Raw genomic sequence first — 14,678 nt, 5'->3', positions numbered from 1 at the left:
GTAGATGATCGAGCCGACATTTTAGCCATGATTTTTGCTGTCTGCCTGAATCCGTTAAAATCGTACTTTTGGCAGCAGCCGACTTCCTTCCATACAGCCTCACGGAGCATGACAAGATGACAAAAACCACCCAGCCAGCGGTCGAACTCGACAGTAAAGACTTGCCAGCCCACTGCCCTAACCCGGCCATGCCGCTGTGGTCGTCGCATCCGCGCGTGTTTCTGGAATTCAACAAGGACGGTATCGCCAAGTGCCCGTACTGCGGCACGGCCTACACCCTGAAGGAAGGCGCCAGCGCCGGCCATCATTAAACTGCCCAGCGGCGCGCCCCCAGCGCGCCGTTTTCATTTGCACCAGCCCGGAGTCGTCATGAAACGTCTGAAAGAACTCAATGGCAGCGCCGCGGAAGTCGAAGCGGCGTTCTACGATGCCTTGCACCGCGCCGACCTCGAAGCGCTGATGGCGCTATGGGCCGACGATGAAGAAATCGTCTGCATCCACCCGGGCGGCGCGCGCCTGATCGGCCATGCCGCCATCCGCGCCTCGTGGGAAACCATCCTGGCGGGCGGCGGCCTGCACATCGTGCCGGCGCAACTGCATGAAACGCACAACCTGATGAGTTCAGTGCACACGGTGATCGAAGGCGTGACCCAGGAAGAAGGCGGCCCGGCGCACTTGCTGGCGACAAATGTGTACGTGAAAACGCCGCGCGGCTGGCGCATCGTGCTGCACCACGCCTCCATCGCGCCCGGCGGCGCGCCGGCCGACGCTGCGGGAGCGCAGATCCTGCACTGATGTCTTTATCTCATTCCTACACCGCCCCGCTGTGGCTGCCCGGCGGCCATGCACAGACGATTTATCCGGCCGTGTGCCTCGCCAAGCCGGCCGTGGCCTTCCGCCGCGAACGCTGGCAAGCGCCCGATGGCGACTTCGTCGACGTCGACCTGGTCGACGGCCAGCCGGGCCAGCCCTTCGTGGTGCTGTTCCACGGCCTGGAAGGTTCATCGAACAGCCATTACGCGCGCGCCCTGATGGCCGAGGTGGCCGCACGCGGCTGGTCGGGCGCCGTGCCGCATTTTCGCGGCTGCTCGGGCGAAGCCAACCTGGCGCCGCGCTTTTACCACTCGGGCGATGCGCCGGAAGTGGACTGGGTCGTGCGCACACTGCGCCCGCGCGCCACGGGGAAATTCTATGCGGCCGGCGTGTCGCTGGGCGGCAACGCCCTGCTGTGCTGGCTGGGCCAGTCGCAGCACCAGGCCGATTTCATCGATGCGGCCGCCGCCGTGTCGGCGCCCCTTGATCTGGCGCAAGGCGGCAAGGCCTTGTCTTCGGGCGCGAACCGGCTGTACACGCGCATGTTTTTGAACACGCTCAAACCGAAATGCCTGGCCAAGCTGGAACAGTTTCCCGGCCTGTTTGCGCGCGACGCCATGCTGGCCGCGCGCGACTTGCACGCCTTTGACAATGTCGTCACGGCCCCCCTGCACGGCTACCGCGACGCCGACGATTACTGGCACCGCGCCAGCGCCAAGCACGTCTTGCCGGACATCACCGTGCCGACCCTGGTGCTGAATGCGCAGAACGACCCCTTCCTGCCCGGGCGCTTCCTGCCGCGCAGCGCCGCGCCGACGGTCACGCTCGAATATCCGCGCCACGGCGGCCACGTCGGCTTTGCGGCAGGTAAGTTGCCGGGAAGCACACGCTGGCTGCCGCAGCGCCTGATCCATTTTTTTGAAGGCGGCAACATGGCGCCACCGGCACCGCAAAGCTGTCACGCTGACGGTGCACGCACTCACACGGAAAACGCTACACATGAATGAACTCGTCAAGCAGGCCCTGGCCAAATGGCCGAACGTGCCGCACTGCTACGGCTGGCTGGGCCTGGATGCGCGCGGCCACTGGCGCATGCGCGACCAGCAGGCGCAGCAGCAGCAACTGCCTGGCGACAGGATCGCCCACGTGGCCCTGTTGAGCTTTATCAACCGCAATTACGCCCAGGACGAACGCGGCTGCTGGTTTTTCCAGAACGGCCCGCAGCGCGTCTACCTGAACCTGGAAGCGACGCCGTATATCGCCCGCAGCGATCCGCGGCACGGTTTTGTCTTGCAGACGGGCGCGCCGCTGGCGGCCATCGAGGCAGCGTATCTGTGCGACAACGGCGCCTTGATCTTGCGCAACGATCATATCGTGGCGCAGGTCGATGACCGCGACATGGCGCAAGTGCTGGACGCCTTGCACGTCGATGGCCAGGTGGCCAGCGACGAGGCCTTGCTGGCGTGGCTGGAAGAGCGCCGGGGCAAGCTGACCATATTGCATGACGGCAAGGAGATCGCCGTGCAGCCGCTGCGCTACGACGCCGTGCCGCAAACCTTCGACTTCCAGCCGATGCCGCAAGCCGAATAGGAGTCAGCCCTTCTGGTCCTTGATCTGCTCGCGGCGCTTTTCCTGCAGTTCCCGTTCGCGCGCATCGATCACGGCCTGGTCATAAAAGGTCGCGTCCGTCGACTTGCGGGCGATCGTCAGCTGGTCCAGCGCGGCCATGGTGGCGCCCTGCAACACATAGGATTCGGCCAGGGCCATGTGCTGCAAGGTCATCTTGCCCTGGTCCGCATAGGCTTTCGCCAGTAAATCGTACAATTCCGGCTCTTCCTTATAGAGCTGCACCTGATCGCGCAAATACAAGGTTGCCTGCTCCAGCTTGCCGGCAGCCATCAGCGCTTCCGCATACTGGTGGGCAATGCCGCGCGAGAGGGGAAACTGCTGGCGCGCAGAGTCCGCCGCCTTCAGGGCTTGCTGCGCCACTTCCTTCTTTTGCGCCGGCATCAACAGCACTTCCAGCCCCATCGCCGCCAGCAGCGAATTGGGGCCCTGCGTGCCGCCCGAGGTAAACACGTTGGGCCCGGCCGGCTGCTGCAGGGCGGCATTGGCCGCATCGAGTTCCTTCTGCGCCTCCGCCGGCTTGCCCTGCTTGACGGCGACAAAGGACAAGCCGTAATGGGCGGCCACCACCTGGAAGCGGCTTTGCTGTTCCAGCTGCGTCTTGAAGACGGCGCCGGCATTCAACAGGCCCTGCACGCTTTCATCCTGCAGCACGCGGGCGCGCGCCCGGGCCAGGTGGAAACTCAGGCTGTCCGGACGCTGCTTGTACGGCTGCTCGCGGATGCGCGCCTGGATGTCGGCGATGCGTTCCGTCGTCAGCGGGTGGGTCTGCAGGTAGGCGGGCATCAGGTCGCTGTACGAACGACTGGCCGCCTGCATGCGGCCGAAGAAGGCCACCATGCCAGTGGTGTCGAAACCGGCTTCGCCCATGATCTGGAAACCGATGCGGTCCGCCTCGCGTTCGGCGTCGCGGCCGAAATTGAGCTGGCGCTGGATGGCCAGTCCCTGGCCGGCGGCGAACACGCCCATGGCCACGTCGCCGCCCGCCCGCGAAGCGAGCGCCGCCAGCAGCATGGCCGCCAGCGGCATCAGGGCATCCTGGCGCTGCTGGCCCAGCATGCGCGCGATATGGCGCTGCGCCACGTGGCCGATCTCGTGCGACAGCACGGACGCCAGTTCCGCCTCCGTTTGCGCCGCCAGCACCAGCGCCGAGTGCACGCCGATGAAGCCGCCCGGCAAGGCAAACGCGTTCAACTGGGGATCGCGCACGGCAAAGAAGAAATAATCGTAATTCGTTTCGCCGCGCACGCTGGGGCGCGCCGCCACGAGGGCGTTGCCGAAGGTATTCAGGTATTCGAGCAAGGGCGCATCGTCGAGATAGTCGCGGTCGCCGCGGATGCCACGCATGATTTCCTCGCCGATCTTGCGCTCCATCGCTGGCGACAGGTCTTCGCGTGACGTATCGCCCAGGTTCGGCAGGTTCGGCGCCGGCGGCACGGCCAGCGGCGTCCAGCTGGAGGCCGGCTTGGCGGCAGCGCCGGCAACCTGCGCCGCAGGGGGGGACGTATAGGTTTGCGCCAGCGCAAACGGCGCCGCCAGCCACAATGCGGCCAGCATGGATCCGCGCCGGGAGCCGCGCCGCCATGCAGCACCGGCGTTTTCAAGTACGATCGGAAGGGGAGTTTTTGAATTCACGGGTGCTATCATACCTTGTTCGCGGCGCCGTTTCCGCGCGACAGGCATGCGATATGCTTGTGGCACGGCTTTGCATTCCGGCATGCCGCACCCTCATTTCCCGACCCTATTTTGACGCCATGACAACAGCAGACAAGCAAGCCCCCGCCGGGGAACTGACTCATTTCGACGCCACGGGCCAGGCCCATATGGTCGACGTGGGCAGCAAGGAAGACACGCGCCGCAGCGCCGTGGCCGCCGGCACCATCCGCATGCAGCCCGCCACCCTGGCATTGATCATTTCCGGCAATGCGAAAAAGGGCGACGTGCTGGGCATCGCCCGCATCGCCGCCATCATGGGCGCCAAGCGCACCAGCGACCTGATCCCCCTGTGCCACCCGCTGGCCCTCACGCGCGTCACCGTCGACTTCGAAGTGGATGAAGCGGCCAACAGCGTGCATTGCCGCGCCCAGGTCGACACCACGGGCAAGACGGGCGTGGAAATGGAAGCGCTGACGTCCGTGCAGATCGGCTTGCTGACGATCTACGACATGTGCAAGGCCGTCGACCGGGGCATGGTCATGACCAACGTGCACGTGCTGGAAAAGCATGGCGGCAAGTCGGGCGATTGGACGGCGGCGGTATGAATTCCAGCGGCAAGCACACGAGCTGAATCGACACCTAAGATCGTGGAGATCTCTGCGCCACGCAGGCACAAGCGTGGCGCTTGCATGAAGACAAGCAAGGCACCGATGCCCTGGCGGCTATCGCTGAAGCAAAGACATCAGGCCCGTTTTACTTTTCACGCAAACACCTTATGAAATTGCCACTCAAGCAACATAAATGATTCCTTCGGATATCATTCAAGAGCCGTTTTCATCGAATCAAGCCACATCGAGGACATTTTCTCTTGCCCTTTTTCGTTTAAATGACAGGCATCAAACCTATATTCATCGCTCAACAAATTATTGTTTGGCCCGGGATAATGCTTCAAATCAGGGGCATTGCCAAACTTTAATTGAGCAGATTCGATATTACGGTCATATGCCGCCCCGCAGCGAGAATGAACCGCAATCATCCAGCGGCGTACCATGACTTTGCTATTGACGTAGCCGATTACCGCACCCAATCGTTGGATATATAAATCCTTGTCGGTACCGTAATCGGAAGAACCTTGGTGCCAAAAAGCAAAATCAAATTTTATCCCCTGTGCCTGGATCACGCCGATCGCACTGTTAAGTTTCCCAAATGCAAAACCGCCTGCCTGCCAATCTGACACTTTAGTTCCAGCCACGCCGATCGGCATGAAAATCACTTTACGCGCGATGCCGGCGTCAATAATTTTCTTCCCCAGCGGCATCCACATGGACCCTTTATTGCAATCAGCCCATTCAAAGGGATCGCTTGCAACTTTGATCGAACCATCTTTTCCTATCTGGAATACATTATCCGCAACTGGATATGCATGTTCATTACAATTCGATGATATCGATTGACCTATGACCAAAATTCGTAGTTCCGGCGCGGGATCAGGGATGACGGGGGTAACTGGAGTGACCGGGATGACCGGGGTGACTGGGATAACTGGAGTGGTCGGGGTGACAGGGGGGACGGGAGCAACGGGGCTAATGATGGCAGCGTCAGGAGCGTTGCCAGAACCACCGCCACATGCGGCAATCAGCAAACCGCAAGTTAAGCCGAGAAGATACTTGGACAAGCGAAGATTTTTCATCATTGAAGTCATTTTGACATCCATAGAAAAACATCACGTCTCGCGCATACGGCGCCCGTATGCGCCCCACATTCAAGTAACCTTCCATGAAACTTCAAAGACATTGATATATTGACCACATATTTCGCAAAAGGCTAACAACACTCCACAAATATATCGAGTAACAAGCTCTCGTTATTGAGAAAAATCGAAGATTTGTCTTATGGAAATAAATGACATGGCTATCCTCCCCTACGCTTAGGCGTCGAGCAAAAAACCACAACGTGCTCAGTGTGTTACTGAGACGCAGGTGAAATACAGCTTTTAGAGGGTGTAGTCAAAATCAACAACGAAGTTGTGGCATGCTAGCTTGATGCAGGAGGAGCATGCCATGGCAACGACACAGCCACTCGACGGCACTGAGCCGTCAAGCAGCGCCGGCGGCAGACCGCCAGCGCTGAAGTCTGAGGTATCGCAATTTTGCACGATATCGTGATGGAGCGCGCCCTGGTCAGCTTGCAGGAAATCACCGACGAACTGCATCACCGCAGTGGTCTGCGCGTGTGCGCAGCAACGATTCGTCATGCGCTCCGCGCGCCAGGCGTCGTATGGTCGCCGTGCGAGCCGAGGGAGCCAAGCGATATGATTACACGGCAGCCCACAGGCCCGAGGCCATCTGTCCGTATGGCACGAACCTGGCAGATGCGGAATGGGAGCTGGTCGCTGATTTGTTCAAGCGTATGCCGGGACAGCGAGGCACGCCCATGCGTTACAGTTGCCGCGATCTCGTCAATGCGTGTTCTTACCTGCTGCGCAGCGTGTCGGTCACCGCCGCGAGCGTGCAAGACCGGGATGCGGCGGCAGCCGTGGTGACGCAAGCGTGCAACAAGAGCCCTCGCCTCGAAAAGCTCTATACCGACGGCGCGGATGGTGGGAGATGTGCACAGCCATCGACCAGGCACACCATATTCGCGTTGCAGCGGTTCGTCATCCAGCCAATGGCACGACCGGAACGCTGCACGATCCCAAGCCCCCCCCTGAATGCTGCAGATTTGAATGCCGGATTCATGGTTCTTCTCATGCGCTGGGTCGTCGAAAGACCCCATGCGTGGACTGAACGCTGGCGCCGCACGGTGATGCATCACGACCGCAAACTCGATATCTAGGCAGCCTGGGTGTGGTCATGCTAATCAACAGACTCACTATAAGAGCTGATTTCATCTATACCCTGTAAGATCACCTGACAAAAGCATGCTGCAATCAGCATCTATTACTATTGAAAATATAATATTTTCGATATTACTTAAAATAATACAACAAAGATTCTTTCTGATATTTCTCACTTGCAACATCTACGCTGTGTATCGTACTAAGCCATAACTGAGCCAATGCATCTTGCCCCAGCTCATTCAATCCACAATTTCCAGAACGATACTTTTCATCAAACTGCCTGACATCCGGGCCAGGAAACCGGTTCAATACAGCTTCCCAATTGACCGAAGAGGTATGTGCAGTATTTTTCTCGCCACATTTGCCATGGCGTCCAATAATCCATTTTTTCACAGGCATACCGAGACTCACGGATTTAACTATGCGCCGGACCTTGCCGTTATATTCAGACTCTACCAATTGAGCGTCAGCAAACCAACCTTGCCATAGCGCGTAATCAAATTTTATGTTTCTTGATTTTGCCGTTTTCATGACGGTCTGTAGATCTTTATACAAAATCTCTCCAGACAGCCAATCCGGTACTCGCTCACCCGATGGACTGAGAGGCATAAAAAAGACACGTTCCGCGAAACCCGCCTGGACTATTTTTTGACCTAAAAGCACAGAAATATTATTAGCGGCACAGTCGGCCCGCCCAGTCGAGAGACGTGCAGGACGCTCTTCTCCGGTTACATCAAGTAAATACACACCCGGAATCTGTTCATGTGCTGCTTCGCGACAATCCGAGGCTCCGCCCTCTTGCATCACAAGTATATGAAGGTCCCGGGCGCTTGTTGAAATCGAAAGCAAAAGCAACATTATTACTGTAAAAAACCTAACACCCAACAACATAGCGACTCCGTTTTTTCAAAACCTTCTTCATTACCAAAACAATAATTACAGACACAACAAAAACAACTCCAACTTCCAGGAATATTCTTCCAATTTCACTGGAAAATACATTTCTCGCCATTAATTTTGAAAAAGCATAAATTACAAACCCATGCACAAAAAATAAACCAAAGCTTATCTTTGCAAAATAGCCCAATACTCTATTCTCACGGTTCATGAACCGTTCAAAAATAAAAAATATAGAGACCAACAAAGCCAATTTTCCAATTGAAATATAATTTGGAAGCCCCAGTCCGCTAAAGAAATCTGGAGGAAATTTCGGCTGCTTAAAATAAAGCGATGCAGAAATGAAGAAAATAAAGAAAGACACTATGATAATTATTGTTTTAACAGACTTGCTAATATTATCCAGTGCGGCTGCATTACTTGCGGCCAGCACGCCAAACAAATAAAACCCCAAGAAATGCAAGAATGCCAGAATGGCATTTGAATTATTTATTGGCCTGGAAGAAAAAATACTAAAAAGCAATGCAAAAAATGTCACCACATACAATAATTTTGTTTTCGACAAAATATTAAAAATTGGCGTCATCAAAAAGAATACTATGATCATCGGTATAAACCATAGCGGGAAAACAATAGCCCATCCGACAAGCAAAGACCACAGCACATAGTTAACTGGCGTCAAATCAAACAGGATATTTTGTGAAGCATACAGCTTCAAAGACAAAGCAATAAATGCAAAGAAAAGATATGGCAGAATTACATATTTCACCTTCTTCAGCAAATACTCCACATAGTTAAATTTATTCGCCTCGAGATAACAAAAAAGATATCCTGAGATAAATACAAACCAAGCTGTAGCATCCGTTAAAAAAAAGTTAAGATACTTACCCACGCCTCCCATTCCCTGAATAGACGGGGTATGAGACAGAATGACAAACATTATTGCCATGCCGCGAAAATTATCCAAAAAATACCTAAAATCCAATTTCATTTATTATTCAATTCCATTTATTTAAGAGCAGACTTTACTGATTCCAACCACATCGCCGCCATTTCATCCTGGCCACTCTTCTTGAGGTGACAACTATCAGTTCTATACTCATCGCCCAATAAGTTACTATTCGCACCAACAAAACGCTTAAGCTGTGGCTTATTCCCTAACTCCATCTGAGCCGATTCAATATTACGATCATACGTCCCGAAGCAGCGCGAGTGTATACCTATCAGCCATCGGCTAATTTTTACCCGCTCATTGATATAATCAATTACTGAATCAAGACGATTCATATAATCAACTTTCCGCATTCCCGCATTTGATGAACCTTGGTGCCAAAGAGCAAAATCAAAACCAAGACCTTGCCCCTGAATTAAAGAAATTGCAGAATTCAATTTTTTAAATGCGACTCCATTCACCTGCCAATCTTCAACCTTGGATCCACTAACGCCAATCGGCATAAAAATCACTTTACGCGCGACACCAGAATCGATCAACTTCTTCCCAAGAGGCATCCACATTGAACCTTTTTCACAATCCGCCCATTCAAATGGATCAGCCGCCGCCTTTACTGTCCCATTGATCCCAATCTGAAATACATTATCGACCACACCATACTTATAATCATTGCAATTGGACGATATAGACTGTCCTATCACTAAAATACGAAGTTCTGGCAATGGATAAACAATGACAGGCGCGACAATGGGGTCATTTTGACTGCCTGCACTAGTGGAATTACCACCTCCACATGAGGTCACCATCCCCCCCATAAAAACAGCAAGAGCAAACTTAATTAATTTCATTTTTTCTCTGAATTGTCAATATTTTATGGTATGAAAAATACAAGACACATGCAATTTTTAGAATCTCACGACAGCCAGGCACTACAGATATTTACAGGCCTGCCGGTTATTGAAACCATACTGGCAGACACGTCTCATCACAGGTATGGGAAAAATGTATAGATAATCAACTAGAAAAAAATCAGAACCACGAAAAAAATACGATGTTGCACCACTGTGAAAAACCACGAAAAATCACTAAAGTGTAACATAGCCATGATGAAACAAGATTTTCCCTAAGAAAAATCACGCTTCGCGCCCTCACAGAAGAAACATTTGTTACAATTTGATACAACTCATGCGCATTATTGCTATCATTTCACTTCGGATTCGTAGCTACGGCACATCATGTCATCTTCGACTGAACTGGAAATAGATTGCCGAATCCGGTCAAGTTCGTTTCGTCATCAAAAAATGCGACACTAACGTGTGATGTTAATCACCTGATGGAGACCTTACCCTTTGTCGCTATGCCCGAAACTTACCTGCGGCAATACCGGGAGTTCCGCCTCACGATCCAAACATACTATTGGACAAACTAAGGAGGCCTATCAAAACTTACTGCGCGTCGTGATTTACGGTCTGCGATGCTCACTGTACCTTCGTACAGTTGCGCTTCTCGAGCCAACGGGGGCGCCGAGCCTCCCTTCCGCTCGTTACGGTTTTGTTAGGCGTTGTAAGGGTAATTGTCGCGCGCGACCTGTCCGGCATCCTGGTTATGAAGCAAAGGGCGTTTCAGGTCAGCCAACAAGGAAGTTGACGGTCAGGAGACTGATCTCAAGGTGACAACCATTTCCTGTCTAACGGCTCCAAGATATGACAAGGTTTGCACGCTGCGGCCTTCATGCGATGTGGTATCGCTTGCACATCCAAGATTATAGAGCGCGATGAATTCAGAGACCGCATTTCATAAAACATGCCGTGAGCGGTAAGCGCGCGTATGGTATGTAATCAACAACCATACGGCGCAGGCCAGGCAGAGCACGATAACGGCGATCGACAGGGGCAAGTGGAATTGCGCCTGTCCTGCCAGTGCAAAGCCTGCGTGGATCAGGAAGGTGGCCACACCCAGTACCGCGCAGCATATCGCATAAAAAGGCGCCTGCGGGCTGGCCAGCAACACATGCTTGTAGCCGGCCAGCAGCAGTGCAATGGCCGCGCCGTTAAACACCAGGAAACCCTGCACGCCGCCCGGCACATGAAACATCTCCCACTCTTTCCAGTAGGCAGCGTCGATTTGATGCAGGATCAGGAACAACATGGTCCAGAAGTAGCTGCGCGCCATAACATTGTCAGTCGTTTACGTTGACGCAATTGTAAAGCCTGAACCGCGTAGCGGCGCGCACGCACGGCACTTTTCGATGCCAATATGAAATTCATTGATATAAATGCTTTTTCATCAAGAAATCATGCATACTGCGTATCGACAATATTCAGATGAGCATCGCATGACTAGCAACAAACCCACCGCGGAAAGCAAGCTCCAGGACTTCGAATTCGAGGCCATGAATCTGCAGGTGGGTGGACGCATCCAGTTCATCACGCATCGCACCATCAAACCCATCCAGCATTTCTCGACCCTGATCGGCTATGTGAAAGATGAGTATCTGATCGTCAAGATTCCCATGGAAAACGGCGCGTCCATCGTGCTCAACGAGGGTGACAAGCTGACCATCCGCGTGTTTTCCGGCGTCACCGTGTGTTCGTTTTCCTGCAGCGTGCTGCGCATCTTCGGCCGCCCGCTCAACTACGTGCACCTGAGCTTTCCCGATGCCATCCAGGGCACCAGCCTGCGCACGGCCATGCGCGTGAAAGTGGAGATTCCCGCGCAGCTGAGCTACCGCGACGTGGCGGCCGTGCCCGTCTTCATCGTCAACCTCAGCGTCTCGGGCGCGCTGATCGAGGCGCCCGGGATGCTCACGCCCGACGACGACGGCGTAGCGCTCAGCTTTACCCTGCTTGTGCAGCCGAACAAGCATCAGATGCGCGTCAATACGCGCGCCCGCATCCAGAACGTCAGCGTGGGCAAGCCGTCGAACGGCCACGCCGCCGAAGTGGCGGAAATCTATACGTATGGCGTGCAATTCATCGACCTGGAACCGACCCACTACACGCTGCTGCAAAACCTCACCTATGAAGCGCTGATCGCGGACCGGCAAAAAATCGTCTGACGCTGGCGCGGCAGGCGCCGCTCACTGCGTCGCCACCACCTTGGGAATATTGTTCCTGGTAATGGCTTCCTTCGCCGCCGCATTCGTCACGCTGGTGCTGTTAAACCAGCTCAGGCTGCTGGAGCCGACCTGCAGCTCCATGCTCACCGTCTGGCCGCCCATGCCGCTGCCCAAGTCGCCCGCCAGGGTCAGTTCGATATTGCCCTTGTCGACCTTGCCGCTGGCCACTTCGCGCGTCGGACTGAACAAGGGGATGGCGCTGGGCACGGCCTGGGTGGGCGTGCTGCAGGCGGCAGCCAGCCCGCCGTTTTCCTGCACGCACAGGGCCACGGCCGTTTTCAACGGTGCGGCGGCGGCCAGCACGTTGCTGACCTTGGCCCGCATCGTGTAGTCGCCGTACTGGGGAATGGCCACGGCCGCCAGGATGCCGGCGATGGCCACCACGATCATCAGTTCTATCAGGGTAAATCCGCTCTGCGCGCGCATCGCATCCTCCCGGAGTGCAGTTGGTCACGCCGTGCATGGTGCAAGCGCCATGCCAGCGGCACGCCCGGGCAGCGGCGATACACATGGAAAGAAAAGCGACACTTTTTGGCAGGTTCGGACCGACGCCGTCGCCCCAGGCCGGAAAGCGGCATGTCGTGCGGACAAAAAAAAGGAGCCGAAGCTCCTTTTTTGTCCTGCATCAATACCGGGCTGAAATTACAGCATGGCTTTCAGCAGACGCGCCATTTCCGACGGGTTTTTGGTCACGGTGATGCCGCAAGCTTCCATGATTTCCAGCTTGGCTTGCGCCGTATCGGCACCGCCCGAGATCAGCGCGCCGGCGTGGCCCATGCGCTTGCCTGGAGGAGCCGTCACGCCAGCGATGAAGCCGACGACCGGTTTTTTCATGTTGTCTTTGATCCAATAAGCCGCGTTGGCTTCGTCCGGACCACCGATTTCGCCGATCATGATGACCGCGTCGGTATCCGGATCGTCATTGAACATCTTCATGATGTCGATGTGCTTCAGACCGTTGATCGGGTCGCCGCCGATGCCGACTGCCGACGATTGGCCCAGGCCCAGTGCGGTCAGCTGACCCACTGCTTCATAGGTCAGGGTGCCCGAACGCGAAACCACGCCGATACGGCCCTTCTTGTGGATGTGGCCTGGCATGATGCCGATCTTGATTTCGTCTGGCGTGATCAAGCCTGGGCAGTTAGGGCCCAGCAGCAAGGTTTTGCTGTTGGCTTTAGCCATGCGGTCTTTCAGGGCCATCATGTCACGGACAGGAATGCCTTCGGTGATGCAAATGGCCAGATCCATTTCAGCTTCGACAGCTTCCCAGATTGCCGCTGCCGCGCCTGCTGGCGGCACGTAGATCACGGAAACGTTGGCGCCGGTTTCTTTTTTCGCTTCGGTAACGTTAGCGAAAATTGGAATGCCTTCGAAATCTTCGCCGGCTTTCTTCGGGTTCACGCCTGCCACGAAGGCAGCTTTGCCGTTCGCGTAGTCGCGGCAACCGCGGGTGTGGAACTGGCCGGTCTTGCCGGTGATCCCTTGGGTAACGACTTTGGTATCTTTATTGATCAGAATGGACATGTTGATTCCTTAATTAAGCTTGACCGGCAGCAGCGGCAACGACGCTCTTGGCTGCATCTTCCATGGTGTCGGCTGCGATGATAGGCAGACCGGAATCGGCCAGCATCTTTTTGCCCAGGTCTTCGTTGGTGCCCTTCATGCGCACGACCAGCGGTACGTTCAGCGAGACGGCTTTCACCGCGGCGATGACGCCTTCGGCGATCACGTCGCAACGCATGATGCCGCCGAAAATGTTCACCAGGATGGCTTTCAGGCCTGGGTTTTTCAGCATGATCTTGAACGCTTCGGTCACTTTTTCTGCCGTGGCGCCGCCGCCGACGTCCAGGAAGTTGGCTGGCTCGCCGCCGAACAGTTTAATCGTGTCCATGGTGGCCATGGCCAGGCCGGCGCCGTTCACCAGGCAACCGATGTTGCCGTCGAGCGAAATGTAGGCCAGGTCGAATTTCGACGCTTCGATTTCAGCTGGATCTTCTTCGTCCAGATCGCGCAGGGCGACGATTTCCGGATGACGGAACAGGGCGTTCGGGTCAAAGTTGAACTTGGCGTCCAGGGCGATGACCTTGCCGCTGCCGGTAACGATCAGCGGGTTGATTTCGGCCAGCGAGCAGTCGGTTTCCCAGTAGGCTTTGTACAGGCCTTGCAGGTTGACGCGGGCGTCGGCGATGGAGCCGGCAGGCACGCCGATCTTGGCGGCGATGTCGTCTGCCTGGGCATCGGTCAGGCCCGTGCCCGGATCGATGGTCACGTGGTGGATTTTCTCAGGGTGGCTCTCGGCCACTTCTTCGATGTCCATGCCGCCTTCGGACGACGCCATCAGGACGATTTTCTGGGTAACGCGGTCGGTGACCAGCGAAACGTACAGTTCTTGCTTGATGTCGGCGCCTTCTTCCACCAGCAGGCGGTTGACTTTCTGGCCTTCGGCGCTGGTCTGATGCGTGATCAGCTGCATGCCCATGATCTGGTCAGCGTATTCCTTGACCTGTTCCATCGATTTTGCCACTTTCACGCCGCCGCCCTTGCCGCGGCCACCTGCGTGGATCTGCGCCTTGACAACCCATACCGGGCCGCCCAGGGTTTCCGCAGCCTTGACGGCTTCTTCGACGGACATGCACGGAATACCGCGTGGTACCGTCACTCCGTGCTGCCGGAGGATTTCTTTGGCTTGATACTCATGGATTTTCATGCTGGCTTCCCTTCTGATACTGATGTGTAAAAATACGGTTAGTGGTGCAAAAAAACAGGAAATACAGCGC

At 55.5% G+C, this 14,678-nt stretch carries 17 protein-coding genes; 7 read left to right on the top strand and 10 right to left on the bottom strand.

The genetic code is table 11. The annotated features are described in order from the left end of the window. Window positions 1-116 precede the first annotated feature (116 nt). Genes AC07X6_RS00510 through AC07X6_RS00495 form a run of 4 tightly spaced genes read left to right on the top strand, consistent with a single transcriptional unit; the run spans window position 117 to window position 2,403 of the window. Window positions 117-311, top strand: coding sequence for a zinc-finger domain-containing protein (locus AC07X6_RS00510; protein ID WP_034780619.1), 195 nt, complete (start codon window positions 117-119; stop codon window positions 309-311). Window positions 312-369: 58 nt separating this feature from the next. Then, complete coding sequence (locus AC07X6_RS00505; RefSeq protein WP_230539071.1) at window positions 370-795, top strand: YybH family protein; 426 nt, start codon at window positions 370-372, stop codon at window positions 793-795. Beyond that, a complete protein-coding gene (locus AC07X6_RS00500; RefSeq protein WP_494789723.1) occupies window positions 795-1,820 on the top strand; it encodes a YheT family hydrolase in 1,026 nt (341 codons plus the stop codon). The genes AC07X6_RS00505 and AC07X6_RS00500 overlap by 1 nt, the downstream gene beginning before the upstream one ends. Continuing rightward, window positions 1,813-2,403 (top strand): DUF2946 family protein, encoded by a 591-nt coding sequence (locus tag AC07X6_RS00495; protein ID WP_494789722.1) that lies wholly within the window; start codon window positions 1,813-1,815, stop codon window positions 2,401-2,403. The genes AC07X6_RS00500 and AC07X6_RS00495 overlap by 8 nt, the downstream gene beginning before the upstream one ends. A gap of 3 nt (window positions 2,404-2,406) precedes the next feature. Here the strand turns inward: AC07X6_RS00495 and AC07X6_RS00490 are convergent, their stop codons facing one another. Then, entirely contained in the window at window positions 2,407-3,996 is a 1,590-nt protein-coding gene (locus tag AC07X6_RS00490; protein ID WP_494789721.1) for a M48 family metallopeptidase, read from the bottom strand. A gap of 197 nt (window positions 3,997-4,193) precedes the next feature. On the opposite strand from AC07X6_RS00490, the gene moaC reads away from it, so the two are divergent. Continuing rightward, complete coding sequence (moaC, locus tag AC07X6_RS00485; protein WP_494789720.1) at window positions 4,194-4,700, top strand: cyclic pyranopterin monophosphate synthase MoaC; 507 nt, start codon at window positions 4,194-4,196, stop codon at window positions 4,698-4,700. 212 nt (window positions 4,701-4,912) lie between these two features. On the opposite strand, the gene AC07X6_RS00480 is transcribed toward moaC, so the two are convergent. Continuing rightward, window positions 4,913-5,797 (bottom strand): sialate O-acetylesterase, encoded by an 885-nt coding sequence (locus AC07X6_RS00480; RefSeq protein ID WP_494789719.1) that lies wholly within the window; start codon window positions 5,795-5,797, stop codon window positions 4,913-4,915. A 291-nt stretch (window positions 5,798-6,088) separates the two neighbouring features. After that, a complete protein-coding gene (locus AC07X6_RS00475; RefSeq protein WP_494789718.1) occupies window positions 6,089-6,349 on the bottom strand; it encodes a hypothetical protein in 261 nt (86 codons plus the stop codon). Window positions 6,350-6,372: 23 nt separating this feature from the next. On the opposite strand from AC07X6_RS00475, the gene AC07X6_RS00470 reads away from it, so the two are divergent. Continuing rightward, complete coding sequence (locus tag AC07X6_RS00470) at window positions 6,373-6,930, top strand: hypothetical protein (protein WP_494789717.1); 558 nt, start codon at window positions 6,373-6,375, stop codon at window positions 6,928-6,930. 133 nt (window positions 6,931-7,063) lie between these two features. Here the strand turns inward: AC07X6_RS00470 and AC07X6_RS00465 are convergent, their stop codons facing one another. The 4 genes from AC07X6_RS00465 to AC07X6_RS00450 form a co-directional block, all read right to left on the bottom strand. Beyond that, on the bottom strand, window positions 7,064-7,825 hold the full coding sequence (locus tag AC07X6_RS00465) for a hypothetical protein (protein ID WP_494789716.1): 762 nt from the start codon (window positions 7,823-7,825) through the stop codon (window positions 7,064-7,066). Continuing rightward, window positions 7,809-8,822 (bottom strand): acyltransferase family protein, encoded by a 1,014-nt coding sequence (locus tag AC07X6_RS00460; protein ID WP_494789715.1) that lies wholly within the window; start codon window positions 8,820-8,822, stop codon window positions 7,809-7,811. The genes AC07X6_RS00465 and AC07X6_RS00460 overlap by 17 nt, the downstream gene beginning before the upstream one ends. A 17-nt stretch (window positions 8,823-8,839) precedes the next feature. Beyond that, the gene (locus AC07X6_RS00455; protein WP_494789714.1) at window positions 8,840-9,631 is read right to left on the bottom strand and encodes a sialate O-acetylesterase; all 792 of its coding nucleotides are present in this window, start codon (window positions 9,629-9,631) and stop codon (window positions 8,840-8,842) included. Between the two features lie 946 nt (window positions 9,632-10,577). After that, the gene (locus tag AC07X6_RS00450; protein WP_494789713.1) at window positions 10,578-10,955 is read right to left on the bottom strand and encodes a DUF6713 family protein; all 378 of its coding nucleotides are present in this window, start codon (window positions 10,953-10,955) and stop codon (window positions 10,578-10,580) included. Window positions 10,956-11,118: 163 nt separating this feature from the next. On the opposite strand from AC07X6_RS00450, the gene AC07X6_RS00445 reads away from it, so the two are divergent. After that, window positions 11,119-11,841: a flagellar brake protein gene (locus tag AC07X6_RS00445; RefSeq protein WP_494789712.1), complete on the top strand. Its 723-nt coding sequence runs from the start codon at window positions 11,119-11,121 to the stop codon at window positions 11,839-11,841. Between the two features lie 21 nt (window positions 11,842-11,862). On the opposite strand, the gene AC07X6_RS00440 is transcribed toward AC07X6_RS00445, so the two are convergent. From AC07X6_RS00440 to sucC, 3 genes are all read right to left on the bottom strand, one after another. Continuing rightward, a complete protein-coding gene (locus AC07X6_RS00440) occupies window positions 11,863-12,327 on the bottom strand; it encodes a pilin (RefSeq protein ID WP_230539078.1) in 465 nt (154 codons plus the stop codon). A 216-nt stretch (window positions 12,328-12,543) separates the two neighbouring features. After that, window positions 12,544-13,425 carry a succinate--CoA ligase subunit alpha gene (gene sucD / locus AC07X6_RS00435; RefSeq protein ID WP_034746085.1) on the bottom strand — a complete coding sequence of 294 codons (882 nt, stop codon included), beginning with the start codon at window positions 13,423-13,425 and terminating at the stop codon, window positions 12,544-12,546. 13 nt (window positions 13,426-13,438) lie between these two features. Then, window positions 13,439-14,608 carry an ADP-forming succinate--CoA ligase subunit beta gene (gene sucC, locus AC07X6_RS00430; RefSeq protein WP_230539079.1) on the bottom strand — a complete coding sequence of 390 codons (1,170 nt, stop codon included), beginning with the start codon at window positions 14,606-14,608 and terminating at the stop codon, window positions 13,439-13,441. Window positions 14,609-14,678 lie beyond the last annotated feature (70 nt).

This window comes from Janthinobacterium sp. GW460-12-1-14-LB5 (assembly GCF_059423585.1).
Note: the sequence above shows the minus strand (reverse complement) of the source record. Positions and strands in the feature narration are given on the sequence as shown.